The organism is Acidovorax sp. GW821-FHT09A11 (genome assembly GCF_059418365.1).
In genome coordinates this window covers 645,681-661,578 of record NZ_JBWKPS010000004.1, presented here as the reverse complement: position 1 = coordinate 661,578, position 15,898 = coordinate 645,681, and the positions used below count along the sequence as shown (strand labels likewise).

Genomic DNA, 15,898 nt, shown 5'->3' with positions numbered 1-15,898 from the left:
GTGAGCCCCCGGGCACTGGCCGGCCCAGGCCGGCAGACGCCGCGGAACGGGCTTTGCCAGGCCGCTGGCGGTGTCCCCAGGGGGAAGACGCCAGGCGGCTCAGGGGGCTTTTCATGCAGGCCCCAGCGCCATCCTCCCCGATGCGGTCGCCTGGTTCGCGTGCCGTGTCTCCACCCGGTTGCGCCCCGCCCGCTTGGCGTCATAGCAGGCCATGTCCGCCGCATACAGCACCGAGGGCACGTCCTGCAGGCTGGCATCGAGCACCACGAGGCCGATGCTCACCCCCAGCGTGAAGCTGCGCCCCTGGTACGAAGGCTCCCAGTCCTGCACGGAGGCACGCAGCTGCTCGGCCACGGCCTGGCCGCGCGCCAGCGCGCAGCCGGGCAGCACCACCGCGAACTCGTCGCCGCCCAGCCGCGCGGCCCAGCCGACCTGGCGCACCTGGGATTCGAGCAGGCGGGCCACATGGCGCAGCACATCGTCGCCCGCATCGTGGCCGGCGATGTCATTCACCACGGTGAAGTGGTCCAGGTCCAGGAACAGCACCACGCCGTCCCCGGCGGTGTCGCCGCCGTCCCCCTCCGGCGCGCGCGGCCGCGCCGAGCGCTCGGCCAGCAGCAGGCCCAGGCGCTCGTCGAACGCGCTGCGGTTGTAGAGCTGGGTGAGCGCATCGTGCGTGCGCTCCCAGGCATGCTGCATCTGCGCCTCGCGCGCGGCGGTGATGTCCTCCAGGATCCAGACCGTGCCGCCACCCATCTCGTCGGGCCGCACGCCGCGGCCCTGCACACGGGCCCATACGGGCGAGCCGTCCTTGCGCATGAAGCAGACATCGCCGTCGAAGACACCGTGCGCGGCAAACTCGGCCTGCACCCGTTCGCCGATGCGCACATAGTCGGAATCATTGGCGTACAGGGTGCGGGCGGGTCGGCCCTGCAGCTCCCCTTCTGCGTAGCCCAGCATCACGCAGGCCTGGCGGCCCACCACCTCCAGGATGCCGTGGCGCGAGATGACGATGCCCACGGATGCGCTGTCCAGAACGGCCTGGAATTGCCCGTCCAGCGTGGCCTTGTGCTGCTGCTGCAGGCTGCCCTGCTGCACCATGCCCTGGAACACGCGCACGAGTTCGCCCACCTCGCCGTCCGCGCGCGGCCAGGCAATGTCCTGCACGACCCCGGCCCGCGCGCCCCGGCGCAGCATCTGGCGCGCGCTGTGCGTGAGCTGCGCCAGGGGCTGGGCCATCCAGGCCATGAGCACGGCCACGAGCAGCATGCACAGCGCCATGCTGGCGGCGGCCAGCCACCAGGCCTCGCGCTGCGCGCCCTCCAGCGGCGCCAGCAGCGCCTGCGAGGGGCTGACGCGCGCCACGATCCACTGCGGCAGCGGCATGCCCGCCATGCTGACGATGTGCTGGGCCTCCAGGTGGGTCGTGCCCCGCCCCACCACCGGCTGGGACTGGTCGAGCCAGCGGGCGTACACGGGGGCGAGGCCCGCCTCGTCGCGCACCTTGCCTAGGATGCGGGCGGGGTCCGAGTGCGACAGGATGGTGCCGTCGCGCGTGAAGACGATGAGCCGCGAGTCATCGCGCGCGGGCAGCGCCATGGACGGCGGCAGCAGCCCCTGGGACTGCAGCCGCAGCGCACCCGCCACCACGCCCAGCACGGCGCCATCCTCGCGGTGCAGCGGCATGGTGAACATCACACGCGCATCGCCGGTGCGGCCCGCGATGAGCTCCGACACCAGCGGCTTGCCATCGATGAGCGTGCGGCGCAGGGCGTCGCGCTCGGCCGGGTCCAGGTCGGCCGCCTTTTCCAGGCGCCCCGCCCGCAGGTTCAGCCGCAGTTCGCCGTTGTCGCGGGCCACCTGCATGGCATCGAAGAACTGCACGGCCGGCAGGCCCTGCTGCAGCAGCCATTCGAGGGTGGACGGGGATTCCAGCATGCCCGGCGTGATGCCGGCGGCCACGGTGCGCAGCACCTTCTGGCTTTGTTCGATCTTGCTGGCCAGCAGGCGGGCCACGACCTCGACCTCGTCGGTCTGCTGGCTCACCACGCGCCGCACGGCCTCCTGCCCGGACGCCCGCGTGACGAGCCATGCCGACACCGTGCCCGACAGGGCCACCGCCAGCACCGCCGCCAGCATGAGCCGAAGCACCAGGGTCCCAGGCACAAACCAGCCCGGCGCGTCGTGCGGCGGCGCGGGGTGAGCGGGAGGCTTCATGGACACTCCGCTCTGGGAGCACCCCGGCAAGCACGGGAATTGGCGTTGGGCATCGGAACGGGTCAAACCGGACAGGTCCCAACAAATATACGCAGCCCCTGCAGCCCGGGGCTTGGGTAGAACCCTCAGTGAAACCCAAGGACAAACCCTGAGCCACACTGCGGTCAAAGGACCATCCGCACCGGCGGCCCTTCCGCCGCGCGCCAGCCTCTGAAACTGGCGCGGACGGGGCGAGTGCCCCCGTGGAACTGGCTTTGCCAGGCCACCGGGTGCGCCTTCCTCCCGCGCAGCGAGAGCAGGGTCAAGGCGCGCAGCGACTCAGGGCGTGTTTTCTAGCAACCCGCCATGGACTGCAGCGCGCGGGGATGGGGAAGGTTCAGCACGTTGCCGGTGCCGTGGATCAGGCCCAGCTCGCGCAGGTGGCGCAGCACGCGCGAGAAGGTCTCGGGCGCAATGCCCAGCTGCGCGGCGATCAGGCGCTTGCGCTGGTGCAGCGTGACCTGCATCGCCCCGCTGTGGTCCTGCTCGGCATGCTTGAGCAGCCATTGCGCGCAGCGCGATTCGGCATCCTGCGCCAGGCGGCTCACGGCCAGCTCGGACTGCTGCCGGTAGCCCTGCGCCATGTCCAGCAGCAGGCCGCGCGCGCCCGCGGGCATTTCGGCCAGGCTGCGGTGAAATTCATCGATGGGCAGGCGGCGCACCTGCAGGCGCGTGTCGGCCACCATGTCCACCGGCAACGGCAGGCCCATCAGCGCCGACGCGGCGTCCAGCCAGAACGGCCCGTCCACGGCTCCCAGCTGGTGGCGCAGGTAGCCATCGTCCAGCACGCCGCGCAGCACGCGACCGCTTTCCAGGTGCAGCACGGACGTCAGCACCTCGTTGCGCCTGCGCAGCACTTCACCGGCGGCAATGACCTCGGTTTCGGCGGGCAGGGAGAAATAGATAGAGGGCAGCATGGGACGGACTGTGCCGTGCCGGCGCCCGCCGAGCATTGAGCAAGATCAAACCGGAACCTCGCCGCCGGCCCCGCCGCGCGGGGGCCTTGCGCCAGCACACGGGCGGCGGCGCACTACCCGGCCCCGGGGCGCGGCGCCGGCGGCCGGCAGAAACGTGACAGCTTGTAACCACATTGTCACAGCCCACCGCTATCGTGGGCACCTTGCCCAGAGACCACCCATCCCACGCAATGCAGAACACTCCCTGGAGCCGGCTGGAGGCGATGCTGGCGCTGCTGTCGCCGGCCGCGCGCCATGGCACGGGCCCTCTGGCGGGGCTCATGCGCGAGGGGGGCCTGCACTGCGTTTTCCAGCCGCTGGCCGACCTGCGCGAAGGCAGCATCTATGCCCATGAGGCCCTGATCCGGGGACCTCGCGGCACGCCCTGGCACACCCCCGACGCACTGCTGGAGATGGCCCGGCGCGAGCGCATCCTGCAGGACTTCGAGCTGCTGTGCGTGTTCACCGCCCTCCAGCAATGGGGTGCGCAGGAGGCCCCCGGCCGCCTGTTCGTGAACATCAGCGCCGACGCGCTGGTGCACGGCGTGGCACTGGTCGGCGCCCAGAAACTGGGCGAGACGGTGCGCAGCTTCGGCGCGAGCGCGCGCATGCTGGTGCTGGAGATCACCGAGCATGAGCGCGTGTCCGACATGCCCCTGCTGCGCCAGGCCATCAAGGCCGTGCACGCCTGCGGCGCGCGCATGGCGCTGGACGACTTCGGCGACGGCCGCTCCAGCCTGCGGCTGTGGTCCGAGGTGAAGCCCGACTTCGTGAAGATCGACAAGTATTTCATCCGCGAGATCAGCGACCACCCCGAGAACCTGCAGATGCTGCAGGCCATCAAGGGCATCGCCGACGTGTTCGGCACCACGCTGATCGCCGAGGGCATCGAGACACGCGACGACCTGCGCGCGCTGCGCGACCTGGACATCCCCTACGGCCAGGGCTGGCTGCTGGGCCGCCCGGCCCGCACACCCCGCGAGACGGTGGACGGCCCCGCGCTGGAAGTGATGCAGGACCGCCGCGTGGCCGTGCTGCCCCACCTGGGGCAGACGGCGCGCCCGGGCATCCTGCGCAGCGTGCTGGTGGTGCAGGCACCCACCGCCGCGCCCGCCACCAGCAATGACGCGGTGGCGGCGATGTTCCACGAACGCACCGACCTGCATGCGCTGGCCGTGGTGGACGGCACGCGCCCCGTGGCGCTCATCAACCGCCAGCAGTTCATGAACCACTACGCCACGCTGTACTTCCGCGAAGTGCATGGCCGCAAGCCGTGCCTGGCCTTCGCCAACCAGGCCCCGCGCGTGGTGGAACTGGACTGCGACGTGGACCAGCTCGTGGGCATCCTCACCTCGCAGGACCAGCGCTACCTGAGCGACGGCTACATCGTGACCGACAACGGCCGCTACCTGGGCCTGGGCACGGGCGACCAGCTGGTGCGCGCCGTGACCGAGACGCGCATCGAGGCGGCGCGGCACGCCAACCCGCTGACCTTCCTGCCCGGCAACATCCCCATCAGCCTGCACATGCAGCGCCTGCTGGACCACCACACCGAGTTCGTCGCCTGCTATGCGGACCTGAACAACTTCAAGCCCTTCAACGACCACTACGGCTACTGGCGCGGCGACCAGATGATCCGCCTGGTGGCGCGCCTGGCCACGGCGCACTGCGACGCGCGGCGCGACTTCGTGGGCCATGTGGGCGGGGACGACTTCATGCTCGTGTTCCAGAGCAGCAACTGGCTGCAGCGCTGCAAGAACATCGTGGACGAATTCGCGCGCGAGGCGCTCACGCTGTTCGACGACGCTGCGCGGCAGGCCGGCGGCATCGACGCCGAGGACCGCCACGGCGTGCAGCGGTTCTTTCCGTGCACCACGCTGGCCATCGGCGCGGTGCGCATCACGCCCGGGCGCTTCCGCCATGCCGAGGAAGTGGCCAATCTGGCCGCGGTGGCCAAACACGAGGCCAAGCAGGCGGCCACGGGGGTGGTTCTGCATGGCGGCTTCACCGAATCGAGCCTGGGCGCACTGGCCGCCACCCGCGCGCTGCAAGACGCGCTGGCGGCGTAGGGCGCCCAAAAATCACGCACCCCGGCGGGTGCCTGCATGGAACGGGTCCGGCCGGACCCCGGGTGGCCGTCCCCCGGGGTGAAGCGCGCAGCGGCTCAGGGAGTGCCCACCGCCGCTCCGGCCTCGAACCAGCGCTTGACCAGCGCCCGCTCGGCATCGGTCATGCCCGTGGCGTTGTTCATGGGCATGAGCTTTTGCACCACCACCTGCTGGTAGACGGCCTGCGCATGCTGCTTGACGCTGTCGGGCGCATCCAGCCGCAGGTTCTTCATCTGCACCTGCTCGCCATGGCACATGTAGCAGCGCTGGGCCAGCACGGGCTGCAGGGATGCATAGTCATTTTGAGCTCCAGCGCTTTGCCCACCTGCGCCAGCAGCTCCTGAAACAGTAGCATAGCCCGCCATCGGCGCGGCAGGGGCCGCCACCGGCGCGGGGCGCATCCAGGCGATCACGCCCACGATGACCACCACCCCCACCAGCGCATACGGCAGCGGGTTGCCGTTGCGGCCCAGCTTGTGGCCGTGGCGCATCACGAAGAACTGGCGGATGGCGGCGCCCGCGAACATCATGAGGATGAGCACCAGCCAGTTCTGCGGGTGGCTCCAGGTGAAGCTGTAGTGGTTGCTCAGCATGGCGAACAGCACGGGCAGCGTGAAGTACGTGTTGTGCACGCTGCGCTGCTTGCCGCGCTTGCCGTGGATGGGGTCCACGGGCTCGCCGGCCTTGATCTGCGCGATCACCGTGCGCTGGCCGGGGATGATCCAGAAGAACACGTTGGCGCTCATGGCCGTGGCGATCATCGCGCCCACCAGCAGGAAGGCCGCGCGGCCCGCGAACCAGTGGCAGGCCAGCCAGGAGGCGATGCACACCAGCACGAGCACCAGCGCCCCCACGATGGCGTCGCCGTTCTTCTTTTGCCCGAAGAGGCGGCAGATCGCGTCGTACAGCAGCCAGAACACCACGAAGAACGCCAGCGCCACCACGATGGCCGTGGCGGGGGCCCAGTCCATGCGCGACTTGTCGATGAGGTAGGTGCTGGCGCTGTAAAGATACGACACCGTGAACAGCGCGAACCCGCTGATCCAGGTGCTGTAGCTCTCCCAGAAGAACCAGTGCAGGTGGCCGGGCAGCTTCGGGGGCGACACGGCGAACTTGACCGGGTGGTAGAACCCGCCGCCATGCACGGCCCAGAGCTCGCCGCTCACGCCCTGCTTCTTCAGGTCCTCGTCCTCGGGCGGCGTGAGGCTGCTGTCCAGGAAGACAAAATAGAACGAGGAGCCGATCCAGGCGATGGCGGTGATGACGTGGACCCAGCGCAGCAGCAGGTTGGCCCAGTCGAGAAAGTAGCTTTCCATGGAAGTCTCTCAACTTTGGCGGCGCGAAGGCGCCGCCTTTGTGCAACCTGCTCACCACTGCGGGCGCTCTGAGCAGAAGAAGGGGGTCGCGCACCTTGGCAGAGATTCTGCCGGGGCACCGCTGCGACCCATGAAATACCGAATCAGGACAGTGAAAAGTGTATGCAGAAATTGTTCTCGATTCCAGCCCCCTCGAAGGCACGCAGGAGCGGAGTTACCCTCAGAACCCGTTCGCGCCCCCACCGCCCAGGGTCTGCAGGAGCTGCGCGGCCACGGCCACGGCGATGACCTCCGGCTCCTTGCCGTCGATGCCCCGGATGCCGATGGGGCAGGTGACCTGCGCCAGTTCCTCCTGCGCGAACCCGCGCCCGTGCAGGCGGTTTGCGAACGTCGCCCACTTGGTCTTGCTGCCGATGAGCCCGATGAACGGCAGGTCGCGCCGCTCGCGCTGGCGGCGCAGGCAGGCGGCCACCACGTCCAGGTCCTCGGCATGGCTGAAGCTCATGATCAGCACGCGGGTGCCAGAGGCCAGGTCCGGCACCGCCAGCTGCACCGGGTCGGAGTGTTCGCAGGCCACGCCGTCCGGCGCCGGCTGCGGAAAGATCCCGTCGCGGCTGTCGATCCAGGTCAGCGCGAACGGCAGCGGCGCCAGCACCCGGGCCAGCGCGTGGCCCACATGCCCGCCGCCGAATAGCGCCACCGGGTGCCGGCGCGGCGACAGGCGCGCGCGCAGGCGGTCGGCCAGGGCCTGGTCGGCGGGTGCGGACAGCGTCTCGAATTCGAGGTGCACCACGCCCCCGCAGCACTGCCCCAGCGCCGGGCCCAGCGCATAGCGCATGCGGGCCGGGCCGGGCACGCCCCCCAGGCGCCGGCGGGCCTCGGCAATGGCCTGGTGCTCCAGGTGGCCGCCGCCGATGGTGCCCACTATCCGCTCGGCGAACACGGCCATCCAGGCCCCGGCTTCACGCGGCACCGAGCCTTCGGTAGACTCCACCCTTACCAGACAGGCGGGCGCGGCCGCAAGGCCGTCCAGCAGTAAAAGCACATCAGTCAATCCAGATCCTTCGCGCCATCGGGATCCCAGGGTCCCCGTTCCGTTCCAGCCCACACCAGCCATCATGCCGTCCCCAGCCCCCGAGCGCACCCCCAGTACCCGCAGCCACTGGCTGCTCGCCGGGCTCATGGCCGCCATCGCAGCGCTGGTGGCGGCATGCAAGTCGGCGCCCGAACCTGCGCCGCCCGCGCAGGACAGCCGTGCGCCCAGCACCGATGCCTCCAGCGGCGTCAAGGGCCCCGTGCCCGCAAGCGCCGGTTCGGCCCGCGCCTCGGCGGCGACCACCCCCCGGGCGTACCGGCAGGACGCCGCCACCCACCTCTACGGCCTGAACGCGCAGCGCGTGTTCAAGGGCAAGCTGCCCCCCATGCTGTATGCGATCGGCGTGCTGGAGGTGGATATCGACCGCGCTGGCAAGGTGACGCGCCTGCGGTGGATGCGCGCCCCGCGCCACGCCCCCGAGGTGGTCGCGGAAATCGAGCGCACCGTGCGCGCAGCGGCGCCCTTCCCGGTGCCCGCGCGCCTGGGCAAGGTCACCTACACCGACACCTGGCTGTGGGACAAGAGCGGGCATTTCCAGCTCGATACCTTGACCGAAGGGCAGCTGTAGGCACATCCCCGTGCGCGCGGGCCCTGGCTGGGCCCCGCCCCTCACGACCCGCGATAGGTCGAATAGCTCCACGGGCTCACCAGCAGCGGCACGTGGTAGTGCTGGTCGGCGTGCGCGATGCCGAAATCCAGGCTCACCAGGTTCAGGAAATTGGGTTCGGGCAGCTGCACGCCGCGCGCCTTGAAGTAGCCCGCCACATTGAAGCTGAGCCGGTAGGTGCCAGCGCGCAGGGTCGCATTGTCGAACAGCGGCGCATCGGTGCGGCCGTCATGGTTCAACACCAGGCGCTTGATGAGGGTGGCGTTGTCGCCGTCGGTGGAATACAGGGCGATCTCCATGCCGGCCGCGGGGCAGCCATTCATGGTGTCCAGAACGTGGGTGCTCAATCCCATAGGGAATCTCCTGAAGTGGGGACCACGGCCGATCGGCGAGGATTGCCAGATCGCAGCGTGTAGACCAAAAGTGTATACACTTTTCGCCATCCAACGTATCATGCAACCATGGAATCTTCATCCACCAGTGCCATTGTCGACGCGTTGACCCGCGCCATCGTCGAGCACCGCCTGCAGCCGGGCACCAAGCTGGCCGAGCAGAAACTGGCCGACCATTTCGGCGTGTCGCGCACGCTGGTGCGCCAGGCGCTGTTCCAGCTCGCGCAGAACCGCCTCGTCACGCTGGAGCCCGCGCGCGGAGCGTTCGTGTCCACCCCCTCGGTCGAAGAGGCCCGCCAGGTGTTCGCCGTGCGACGCATGCTCGAGACCGAGATGACGCGGGCCTTCGTGCAGACCGTGACCCCCGCCAAGATCAAGGCCCTGCGCGCCCACGTCGCCAGCGAGAAGGCCGCCATGGGCACGGCCGATGCCAGCAGCCGCACCGAGCTGCTCGGCGACTTCCATGTGCGCATGGCCGAGCTCATGGGCAACGAGGTGCTGGCGCAGATGCTGGGCGACCTGATCTCTCGCTGCGCCCTCATCACGCTGATGTACCAGTCGGCCAGCGCCGCCGAACACTCCCACGAGGAGCATGGCGACATCGTGGCCGCGCTCGCCGCGCGCGACGAGGCCCTGGCCGTCTCCCTCATGCAGGCCCACCTGGAGCACGTGGAAGCCAGCCTGACCTTCGACCGCAAGCGCCCGGCCAGCGACCTGGCCGCCGCGCTCAGCACGTGACATCCCAGCGCGTGACAGACCCCTTGAATCCCTCATGCCCATGATCTACGACTCCACCCAGCCCTACCCCCGCGACCTCATCGGCTACGGCAAGACCCCGCCCCATGCGCAATGGCCGGGCGGTGCGCGCATCGCCGTGCAGTTCGTGCTCAACTACGAAGAAGGCGGCGAGAACGCCGTGCTGCACGGCGACGCGGGCAGCGAGCAGTTCCTGTCCGAAATGTTCAACCCCGCGAGCTACCCCGAGCGGCACATGAGCATGGAAGGCATCTACGAATACGGTTCGCGCGCCGGCGTGTGGCGCATCCTGCGGGAGTTCGAAAAGCGCAAGCTGCCCCTCACCGTGTTCGGCGTGTCCAGCGCACTGCAGCGCCACCCCGAGCTGACCCAGGCCTTCGTGCAGCTGGGCCACGAGATCGCCTGCCACGGCCTCAAGTGGATCCACTACCAGCATGTGCCCGAAGAGGTCGAGCGCGCCCACATGGTCGAGGCCATGGAGATCATTGAGCGCATGACGGGCCCCCGAGGAAGCTCGGAAGGCCATGTGCATGGCCTGGGCTGGTACACCGGCCGCGACAGTCCCAATACCCGCCGCCTCGTGGCCGACTTCGGCGGCTTCGAATACGACAGCGACTACTACGGCGACGACCTGCCGTTCTGGATGGACGTGAAAAAGAGCGATGGCACCACCGCGCCCCAGCTCATCGTGCCCTACACGCTCGACTGCAACGACATGCGCTTCGCGCTGCCGCAGGGCTACTCGCACGCCGACCCGTTCTTCCAGTACATGAAGGACACGTTCGACGCGCTGTACGCCGAAGGCGACCCGGCCGGCGACAACGCGCCCAAGATGATGAGCATCGGCATGCACTGCCGCCTGCTGGGCCGGCCCGGCCGCATCACCGCGCTGCAGCGTTTCCTGGACCACATCGAGCGCCACGGCGACGTGTGGGTGTGCCGCCGTATCGACATCGCGCGCCACTGGAAACAGGCGCACCCCTACCCTTCACAGAAAGCAGGCTGACCATGGCCCTGACACTGGAACAACTCAACGCCGCCAGCAGCGCCGAGGCCCTGCAGCTGCTCGATGGCCTGTACGAGCACTCGCCCTGGATCGCCGAGCAGGCGCTGGCGCAGCGGCCCTTCCGCTCGCAGGCCCACCTGCAGCACGCGCTGGCCCAGGTGGTGCGCACGGCGGGCCAGGACGCGCAGCTGGCACTGATCCGCGCCCACCCGGAACTGGCGGGCAAAGCGATGGTGGCCAAGAACCTCACGGCCGAGTCCACCAACGAGCAGAGCAAGGCGGGCCTCACCCAGTGCACACCCGAGGAGTTCGCGCGCATCCAGGCGCTCAACGCCGCCTACAACGAGCGCTTCGGCTTCCCGTTCATCCTGGCGGTGCGCGGGCCGCGCGGCACGGGCCTGCCCAAGCAGGAGATCATCGACACCTTTGCGCGGCGCCTGGACAACCACCCCGAGTTCGAACTGGCCGAGGCCCTGCGCAACATCCACCGCATCGCCGAGATCCGCCTGAACGACAAGTTCGCCGCCGAGCCCGTGCTGGGCAACGACGTGTGGGACTGGCAGGAAAAGCTGGCCGAACACTCCGACCCCGACTTCGCTGAAAAGGGCCAGCTCACCGTCACGTATCTGACCGACGCGCACCGCGCCTGCGCCCAGCGCATCAGCCACTGGATGCGCGACTGCGGCTTCGACGAAGTGGAGATTGACGCCGTGGGCAACGTGGTGGGGCGCTACCACCCGGCCACGGAAGGGGCCCGCTACCTCATCACCGGGTCGCACTACGACACGGTGCGCAACGGCGGCAAGTACGACGGCCGCCTGGGCATCTTCGTGCCCATGGCCTGCGTGCGCGAGCTGCACCGCGCCGGCCGGCGGCTGCCCTTCGGCATCGAGGTGGTGGGCTTTGCCGAAGAGGAAGGCCAGCGCTACAAGGCCACGTTCCTCGGCTCGGGCGCGCTCATCGGCGACTTCAACCCCGCCTGGCTCGACCAGAAGGATGTGGACGGCGTGACCATGCGCGCGGCCATGCAGCACGCGGGCTTGTGCATCGACGACATCCCCAAGCTCCAGCGCGACCCCGCGCAATACCTGGGTTTCATCGAGGTACACATCGAGCAGGGCCCCGTGCTCAACGAGCTGGACCTGCCCCTGGGCGTGGTCACCTCCATCAACGGCAGCGTGCGTTTTCTGTGCGAAATGATCGGCACCGCCAGCCACGCCGGCACCACCCCCATGGACCGCCGCCGCGACGCCGCCGTGGCCGTGGCGGAACTCGCGCTGTACGTGGAGCAGCGCGCCGCGCAGGACGGCGACTCGGTGGGCACCATCGGCCAGCTGCAGGTGCCCGCGGGCTCCATCAACGTGGTGCCCGGCCGCTGCCAATTCAGCCTGGACCTGCGCGCGCCCACCGACGCCCAGCGCGACGCGCTGGTGAACGACGTGAGGGAGCAGCTCGCCAGGATCGCCGCCCGCCGCGGCCTGCGCTACACGCTGGAAGAATCCATGCGCGCCGCCGCCGCACCTAGCGCGCCCGCCTGGCAGCACCACTGGGAACGCGCCGTGGACACGCTGGGCGTGCCCGTGTTCCGCATGCCCAGCGGGGCGGGACACGATGCGATGAAGCTGCACGAAATCATGCCCCAGGCCATGCTCTTCGTGCGCGGGCTGAACTCCGGCATCAGCCACAACCCGCTCGAATCCACCACCAACAACGACATGCAGCTGGCCGTGGACGCCTTCACCCAGGTCCTGCGCCAACTTGCCGAGGAACAACAACCATGACGACAAACACCCCCACCGCCTACGCCGCTCTCGACGCCTGGATCGACCAGCACTTCGACGAGGAAGTGCGCTTTCTGCAGGCCCTGGTGCGCGTGCCCACCGACACCCCACCCGGCAACAACGCTCCCCACGCCGAACGCACGGCCGAGCTGCTGACCGAGTTCGGCTACACCGCTGAAAAACACGCAGTACCGGCCGCAGACGTGCAGGCCTACGGCATGGAGTCCATCACCAACCTCATCGTGCGCAGGCCCTACGGAAGCGGCGGCACCACCATCGCCCTGAACGCACACGGCGATGTGGTGCCCCCCGGCGAAGGCTGGACGCACGACCCTTACGGTGCGGAGATCGTCGATGGCGCCATGTACGGCCGCGCCACCGCCGTGAGCAAGAGCGACTTCGCAAGCTTCACCTTCGCGGTGCGCGCGCTGGAAGCCGTCGCCAAGCCCGCCCGGGGCGCGGTGGAACTGCATTTCACCTACGACGAGGAATTTGGCGGCGAACTCGGCCCCGGCTGGCTGCTGCAAAAAGGGCTGACCAAGCCCGACCTGATGATCGCCGCCGGCTTCAGCTACGAGGTGGTCACCGCCCACAACGGCTGCCTGCAGATGGAAGTGACCGTGCACGGCAAGATGGCCCACGCCGCCGTGCCCCACACCGGCGTGGACGCGCTGCAGGGCGCGGTGCACATCCTGAACGCGCTGTATGCGCAGAACGGCGAGTACACGAAGATCACGTCCAACGTGGCGGGCATCAAGCACCCGTACCTGAACGTCGGCCGCATCGAAGGCGGTACCAACACCAACGTCGTGCCCGGCAAGGTGACCTTCAAGCTCGACCGCCGCATGATCCCCGAAGAGAACCCGGTGGAGGTCGAAGCCGCCATCCGCCGCATCATCGAGCAGGCCGCGAGCGAGCGCGCGGGCATCAGCGTGGACATCAAGCGCCTGCTGCTGGCCAACGCCATGACCCCGCTGGCCGGCAACCAGCCGCTGGTGGACGCCATCCAGAAGCATGCGCAGGCCGTGATCGGCGAGCCCGTGCCCGCGGTGGGCACGCCGCTGTACACCGATGTGCGCCTGTATGTGGAGCGCGGCATCCCGGGCGTGATCTACGGCTCCGGCCCGCGCACCGTGCTCGAATCGCACGCAAAGCGCGCCGACGAACGCCTGCAGCTCGAAGACCTGCGCCGCGCCACCAAGGTGATCGCGCGCACGCTGAGCGACCTGCTGGCCTGATCCGGTCTCGCTCTCAGGCGCTGCGCCGTGCCCGCCGCGCCTGGGCCAGCCGCGAAAGCCGCTGCACCAGGGCCGGGTACTGCGATTCGGACGTATTGCCGTAGCCCAGCACCAGGCCGTTGTCCTCGGGCCGAGCGCGCAGGGCAAACCGCGACAGTGGTGCCGGCGCCATGTCGTAGGCGCGGGCCGCCTCGGCAATCGCCTGGTCGGGGTATTCGGGCGGCAGGCGCACCGTGAGGTGCATGCCGCTGTCGCCCCCCAGCACCGCATGGGGCACGGCCAGGTGCTGCGCCAGCGCATCGCGCAACAGCGCCTGCCGGCCCCGGTACAGGCGCCGCATGCGCCCCAGGTGCCGGCTGAACTGCCCGCTGTCGATGAACTCCGCCAGCGCCAGCTGCTCATGGCGATGCCCGCCGCGCAGGGTCTCCTTGAGCAGCGGCGCGGCCGCTGCGGCCAGGGCTTGCGGCAGCACCACAAAACCCAGCCGCAAGGAAGGGAACAGCGTCTTGCTGAATGTGCCCACGTACATCACCGGCGCCTGTGGCACCAGGCCCTGCATGGCACCAATGAGTTCGCCCGCGTGGCGGAACTCGCTGTCGTAGTCGTCCTCGATGATCCAGGCGCCACAGGCCTGCGCCTGCCGGATCAGCGCGAGCCGGCGGGCCACGGGCAGCACCCCGCCCGTGGGGTACTGGTGCGACGGCGTGGTATAGATGAGCCGGGGCGGCGCCGCCGACCAGGCATCGGCAGGCACCACCAGGCCCGCGCCATCGACCCGCAGGGCTTCGACCTTCAGGTCTCCGCACTGGAAGGCGGTCTGCGCCCCCCGGTAGCCCGGGTCCTCCACCCAGGCGGTGTCGCCCGGGTTGGTGACCAGCCGCACGCACAGGTTCAGCGCCTCCTGCGCGCCTTCGGTGATGACCACCTGGCCCACCTCGCAGCGCACGCCGCGTGCCACCGCCAGGTGCCGCATGATGGCGCCCTGCAAGGCGGGCTCGCCCGCCGGATTGCCATAGCCCAGGGCCGACACGCCAGATGCCTTGAAGGCGCGGTCAAAACAGCTCTTCCATGCGCTCAGGGGGAACCGCGCCAGCGCGGGCACGCCCGGCCTGAAAGCCAGGGTCTCGGCCGCATCGGCAAAGCGGCTGACCACCCGCGTGCCGCGCTCGGACAGGCGGGGCGGCGCTGCGTGTGCGGGGTCCGCATGGCCCCGGGCCCGGCTGCGGTCCAGCGCGGACACCTTGGTGCCCCGGCGGCTCAGCGCGATGTAGCCCTCGGCCCCCAGCTGCTCATAGACCGCTGTCACGCTATTGCGCGAAACGCCCAGGTCCACCGCCAGATCCCGCGACCCCGGCAGGCGGCAGCCCGAAGGGAAGCGCCCATCCAGGATGGCATCGCGGATGCGGGTCAGGAGCTGGCGCTGCAGCGAGTCGCCCTGCCGGTCACGCACCAGCGGGGCCTCCAGCAGGACATGGCGGACGGGGTCGATGGCGGGGAGGCGCTGGGTCATGGTGGCCGGTGAAAAACCACCAGTTCACAGCCTCGGTGGCACCATCAGATTGTGCATGAGTGGATCTTTTGAATGGTCCACAAGAATCCTAGAGTCACCGGTTCAACCTCTCTTTTTTTGACCCTTCGACCGCGCAATTCCATGTCCACCTCCGTGAATGATCTCGCCCAGCCCATTGGTACCCCCGTGCCCGGCTGGACACCCCGCCCCCAGCCCGGCGCCGTCACCCTGGTGGGCCGCCACTGCCAGCTGGAGCCGCTGCAGGCCGACCGCCACGCGGCCGACCTGGATGCGGCCTACCGGCTCGCGCCGGACCCACGCGCCTGGACCTACATGTTCACCGGCCCGTTCGACACCCCCGAGGACTATGGCCGCTACGCACACACCGCCGCGCTCAGCACCGACCCGCGCCACTTCGCGGTGGTGGACAAGGCCACGGGCAAGGCCGTGGGCACCCTGGCGCTGATGCGCATCGATCCCACCCATGGCGCCATCGAGGTCGGCAACGTGATGTTTTCGCCCCTGCTCCAGCAGACACCCGCCTCCACGGAGGCGCAGTTCCTGCTCATGGCCTACGTGTTCGACACGCTGGGGTACCGCCGCTACGAGTGGAAGTGCGACAGCCTCAACGCCCCTTCGCGGCGCACCGCCGCGCGCCTGGGATTCCAGTTCGAGGGCATCTTCCGCCAGGCCCTGGTCTACAAGGGCCGCAACCGCGACACCGCCTGGTTTTCCATCATCGACACCGAATGGCCTGGTTTGCGGCAGGCGTTCGAGGCCTGGCGGTCGGAAGACAACCAGGATGCGCAGGGGCGCCAGCGGCGCTCGCTGACCCAGGTGCGCGAATCACTGGGCCCAGGGGCTTCGCAACCACCG

12 protein-coding genes and 1 pseudogene are annotated in these 15,898 nt (G+C 69.4%); 7 read left to right on the top strand and 6 right to left on the bottom strand.

Going from position 1 to position 15,898, the window contains the following annotated elements; translation table 11 throughout:
* Positions 1 to 111 precede the first annotated feature (111 nt).
* Positions 112 to 2,217 (bottom strand): diguanylate cyclase domain-containing protein, encoded by a 2,106-nt coding sequence (locus AC07PV_RS14145; RefSeq protein WP_492254755.1) that lies wholly within the window; start codon positions 2,215 to 2,217, stop codon positions 112 to 114.
* Between the two features lie 332 nt (positions 2,218 to 2,549).
* A complete protein-coding gene (locus AC07PV_RS14140) occupies positions 2,550 to 3,173 on the bottom strand; it encodes a Crp/Fnr family transcriptional regulator (RefSeq protein ID WP_218293617.1) in 624 nt (207 codons plus the stop codon).
* A 230-nt stretch (positions 3,174 to 3,403) separates the two neighbouring features.
* On the opposite strand from AC07PV_RS14140, the gene AC07PV_RS14135 reads away from it, so the two are divergent.
* The gene (locus AC07PV_RS14135; RefSeq protein ID WP_369641743.1) at positions 3,404 to 5,281 is read left to right on the top strand and encodes an EAL domain-containing protein; all 1,878 of its coding nucleotides are present in this window, start codon (positions 3,404 to 3,406) and stop codon (positions 5,279 to 5,281) included.
* A gap of 95 nt (positions 5,282 to 5,376) precedes the next feature.
* On the opposite strand, the gene AC07PV_RS14130 is transcribed toward AC07PV_RS14135, so the two are convergent.
* Both AC07PV_RS14130 and xdhC read right to left on the bottom strand, forming a co-directional pair.
* Positions 5,377 to 6,636 (bottom strand): urate hydroxylase PuuD, encoded by a 1,260-nt coding sequence (locus tag AC07PV_RS14130; protein ID WP_494630527.1) that lies wholly within the window; start codon positions 6,634 to 6,636, stop codon positions 5,377 to 5,379.
* A gap of 220 nt (positions 6,637 to 6,856) precedes the next feature.
* Positions 6,857 to 7,690: a xanthine dehydrogenase accessory protein XdhC gene (gene xdhC / locus AC07PV_RS14125; RefSeq protein WP_255594503.1), complete on the bottom strand. Its 834-nt coding sequence runs from the start codon at positions 7,688 to 7,690 to the stop codon at positions 6,857 to 6,859.
* Positions 7,691 to 7,817: 127 nt separating this feature from the next.
* On the opposite strand from xdhC, the gene AC07PV_RS14120 reads away from it, so the two are divergent.
* Positions 7,818 to 8,300 carry a hypothetical protein gene (locus AC07PV_RS14120; RefSeq protein ID WP_218294410.1) on the top strand — a complete coding sequence of 161 codons (483 nt, stop codon included), beginning with the start codon at positions 7,818 to 7,820 and terminating at the stop codon, positions 8,298 to 8,300.
* A 41-nt stretch (positions 8,301 to 8,341) separates the two neighbouring features.
* Here the strand turns inward: AC07PV_RS14120 and uraH are convergent, their stop codons facing one another.
* Positions 8,342 to 8,692 carry a hydroxyisourate hydrolase gene (gene uraH / locus AC07PV_RS14115; RefSeq protein ID WP_218293615.1) on the bottom strand — a complete coding sequence of 117 codons (351 nt, stop codon included), beginning with the start codon at positions 8,690 to 8,692 and terminating at the stop codon, positions 8,342 to 8,344.
* 108 nt (positions 8,693 to 8,800) lie between these two features.
* Between uraH and AC07PV_RS14110 the strand changes: the two genes are divergently transcribed.
* The 4 genes from AC07PV_RS14110 to AC07PV_RS14095 are packed head-to-tail and all read left to right on the top strand — an operon-like array spanning position 8,801 to position 13,512.
* Positions 8,801 to 9,469, top strand: coding sequence for a GntR family transcriptional regulator (locus tag AC07PV_RS14110; protein ID WP_218293614.1), 669 nt, complete (start codon positions 8,801 to 8,803; stop codon positions 9,467 to 9,469).
* Between the two features lie 40 nt (positions 9,470 to 9,509).
* The gene (gene puuE, locus AC07PV_RS14105; RefSeq protein ID WP_218294409.1) at positions 9,510 to 10,493 is read left to right on the top strand and encodes an allantoinase PuuE; all 984 of its coding nucleotides are present in this window, start codon (positions 9,510 to 9,512) and stop codon (positions 10,491 to 10,493) included.
* A gap of 2 nt (positions 10,494 to 10,495) precedes the next feature.
* The gene (gene uraD, locus AC07PV_RS14100; RefSeq protein ID WP_494598300.1) at positions 10,496 to 12,274 is read left to right on the top strand and encodes a 2-oxo-4-hydroxy-4-carboxy-5-ureidoimidazoline decarboxylase; all 1,779 of its coding nucleotides are present in this window, start codon (positions 10,496 to 10,498) and stop codon (positions 12,272 to 12,274) included.
* Positions 12,271 to 13,512: a M20 family metallopeptidase gene (locus AC07PV_RS14095; protein ID WP_494630525.1), complete on the top strand. Its 1,242-nt coding sequence runs from the start codon at positions 12,271 to 12,273 to the stop codon at positions 13,510 to 13,512. Before uraD ends, AC07PV_RS14095 begins: the two co-directional genes overlap by 4 nt.
* Positions 13,513 to 13,525: 13 nt before the next feature.
* Here the strand turns inward: AC07PV_RS14095 and pdxR are convergent, their stop codons facing one another.
* Entirely contained in the window at positions 13,526 to 15,022 is a 1,497-nt protein-coding gene (gene pdxR / locus AC07PV_RS14090) for a MocR-like pyridoxine biosynthesis transcription factor PdxR (protein ID WP_494598302.1), read from the bottom strand.
* 141 nt (positions 15,023 to 15,163) lie between these two features.
* On the opposite strand from pdxR, the pseudogene AC07PV_RS14085 reads away from it, so the two are divergent.
* A pseudogene (locus AC07PV_RS14085) lies at positions 15,164 to 15,871 on the top strand (GNAT family N-acetyltransferase); the annotation flags it as partial.
* Positions 15,872 to 15,898 lie beyond the last annotated feature (27 nt).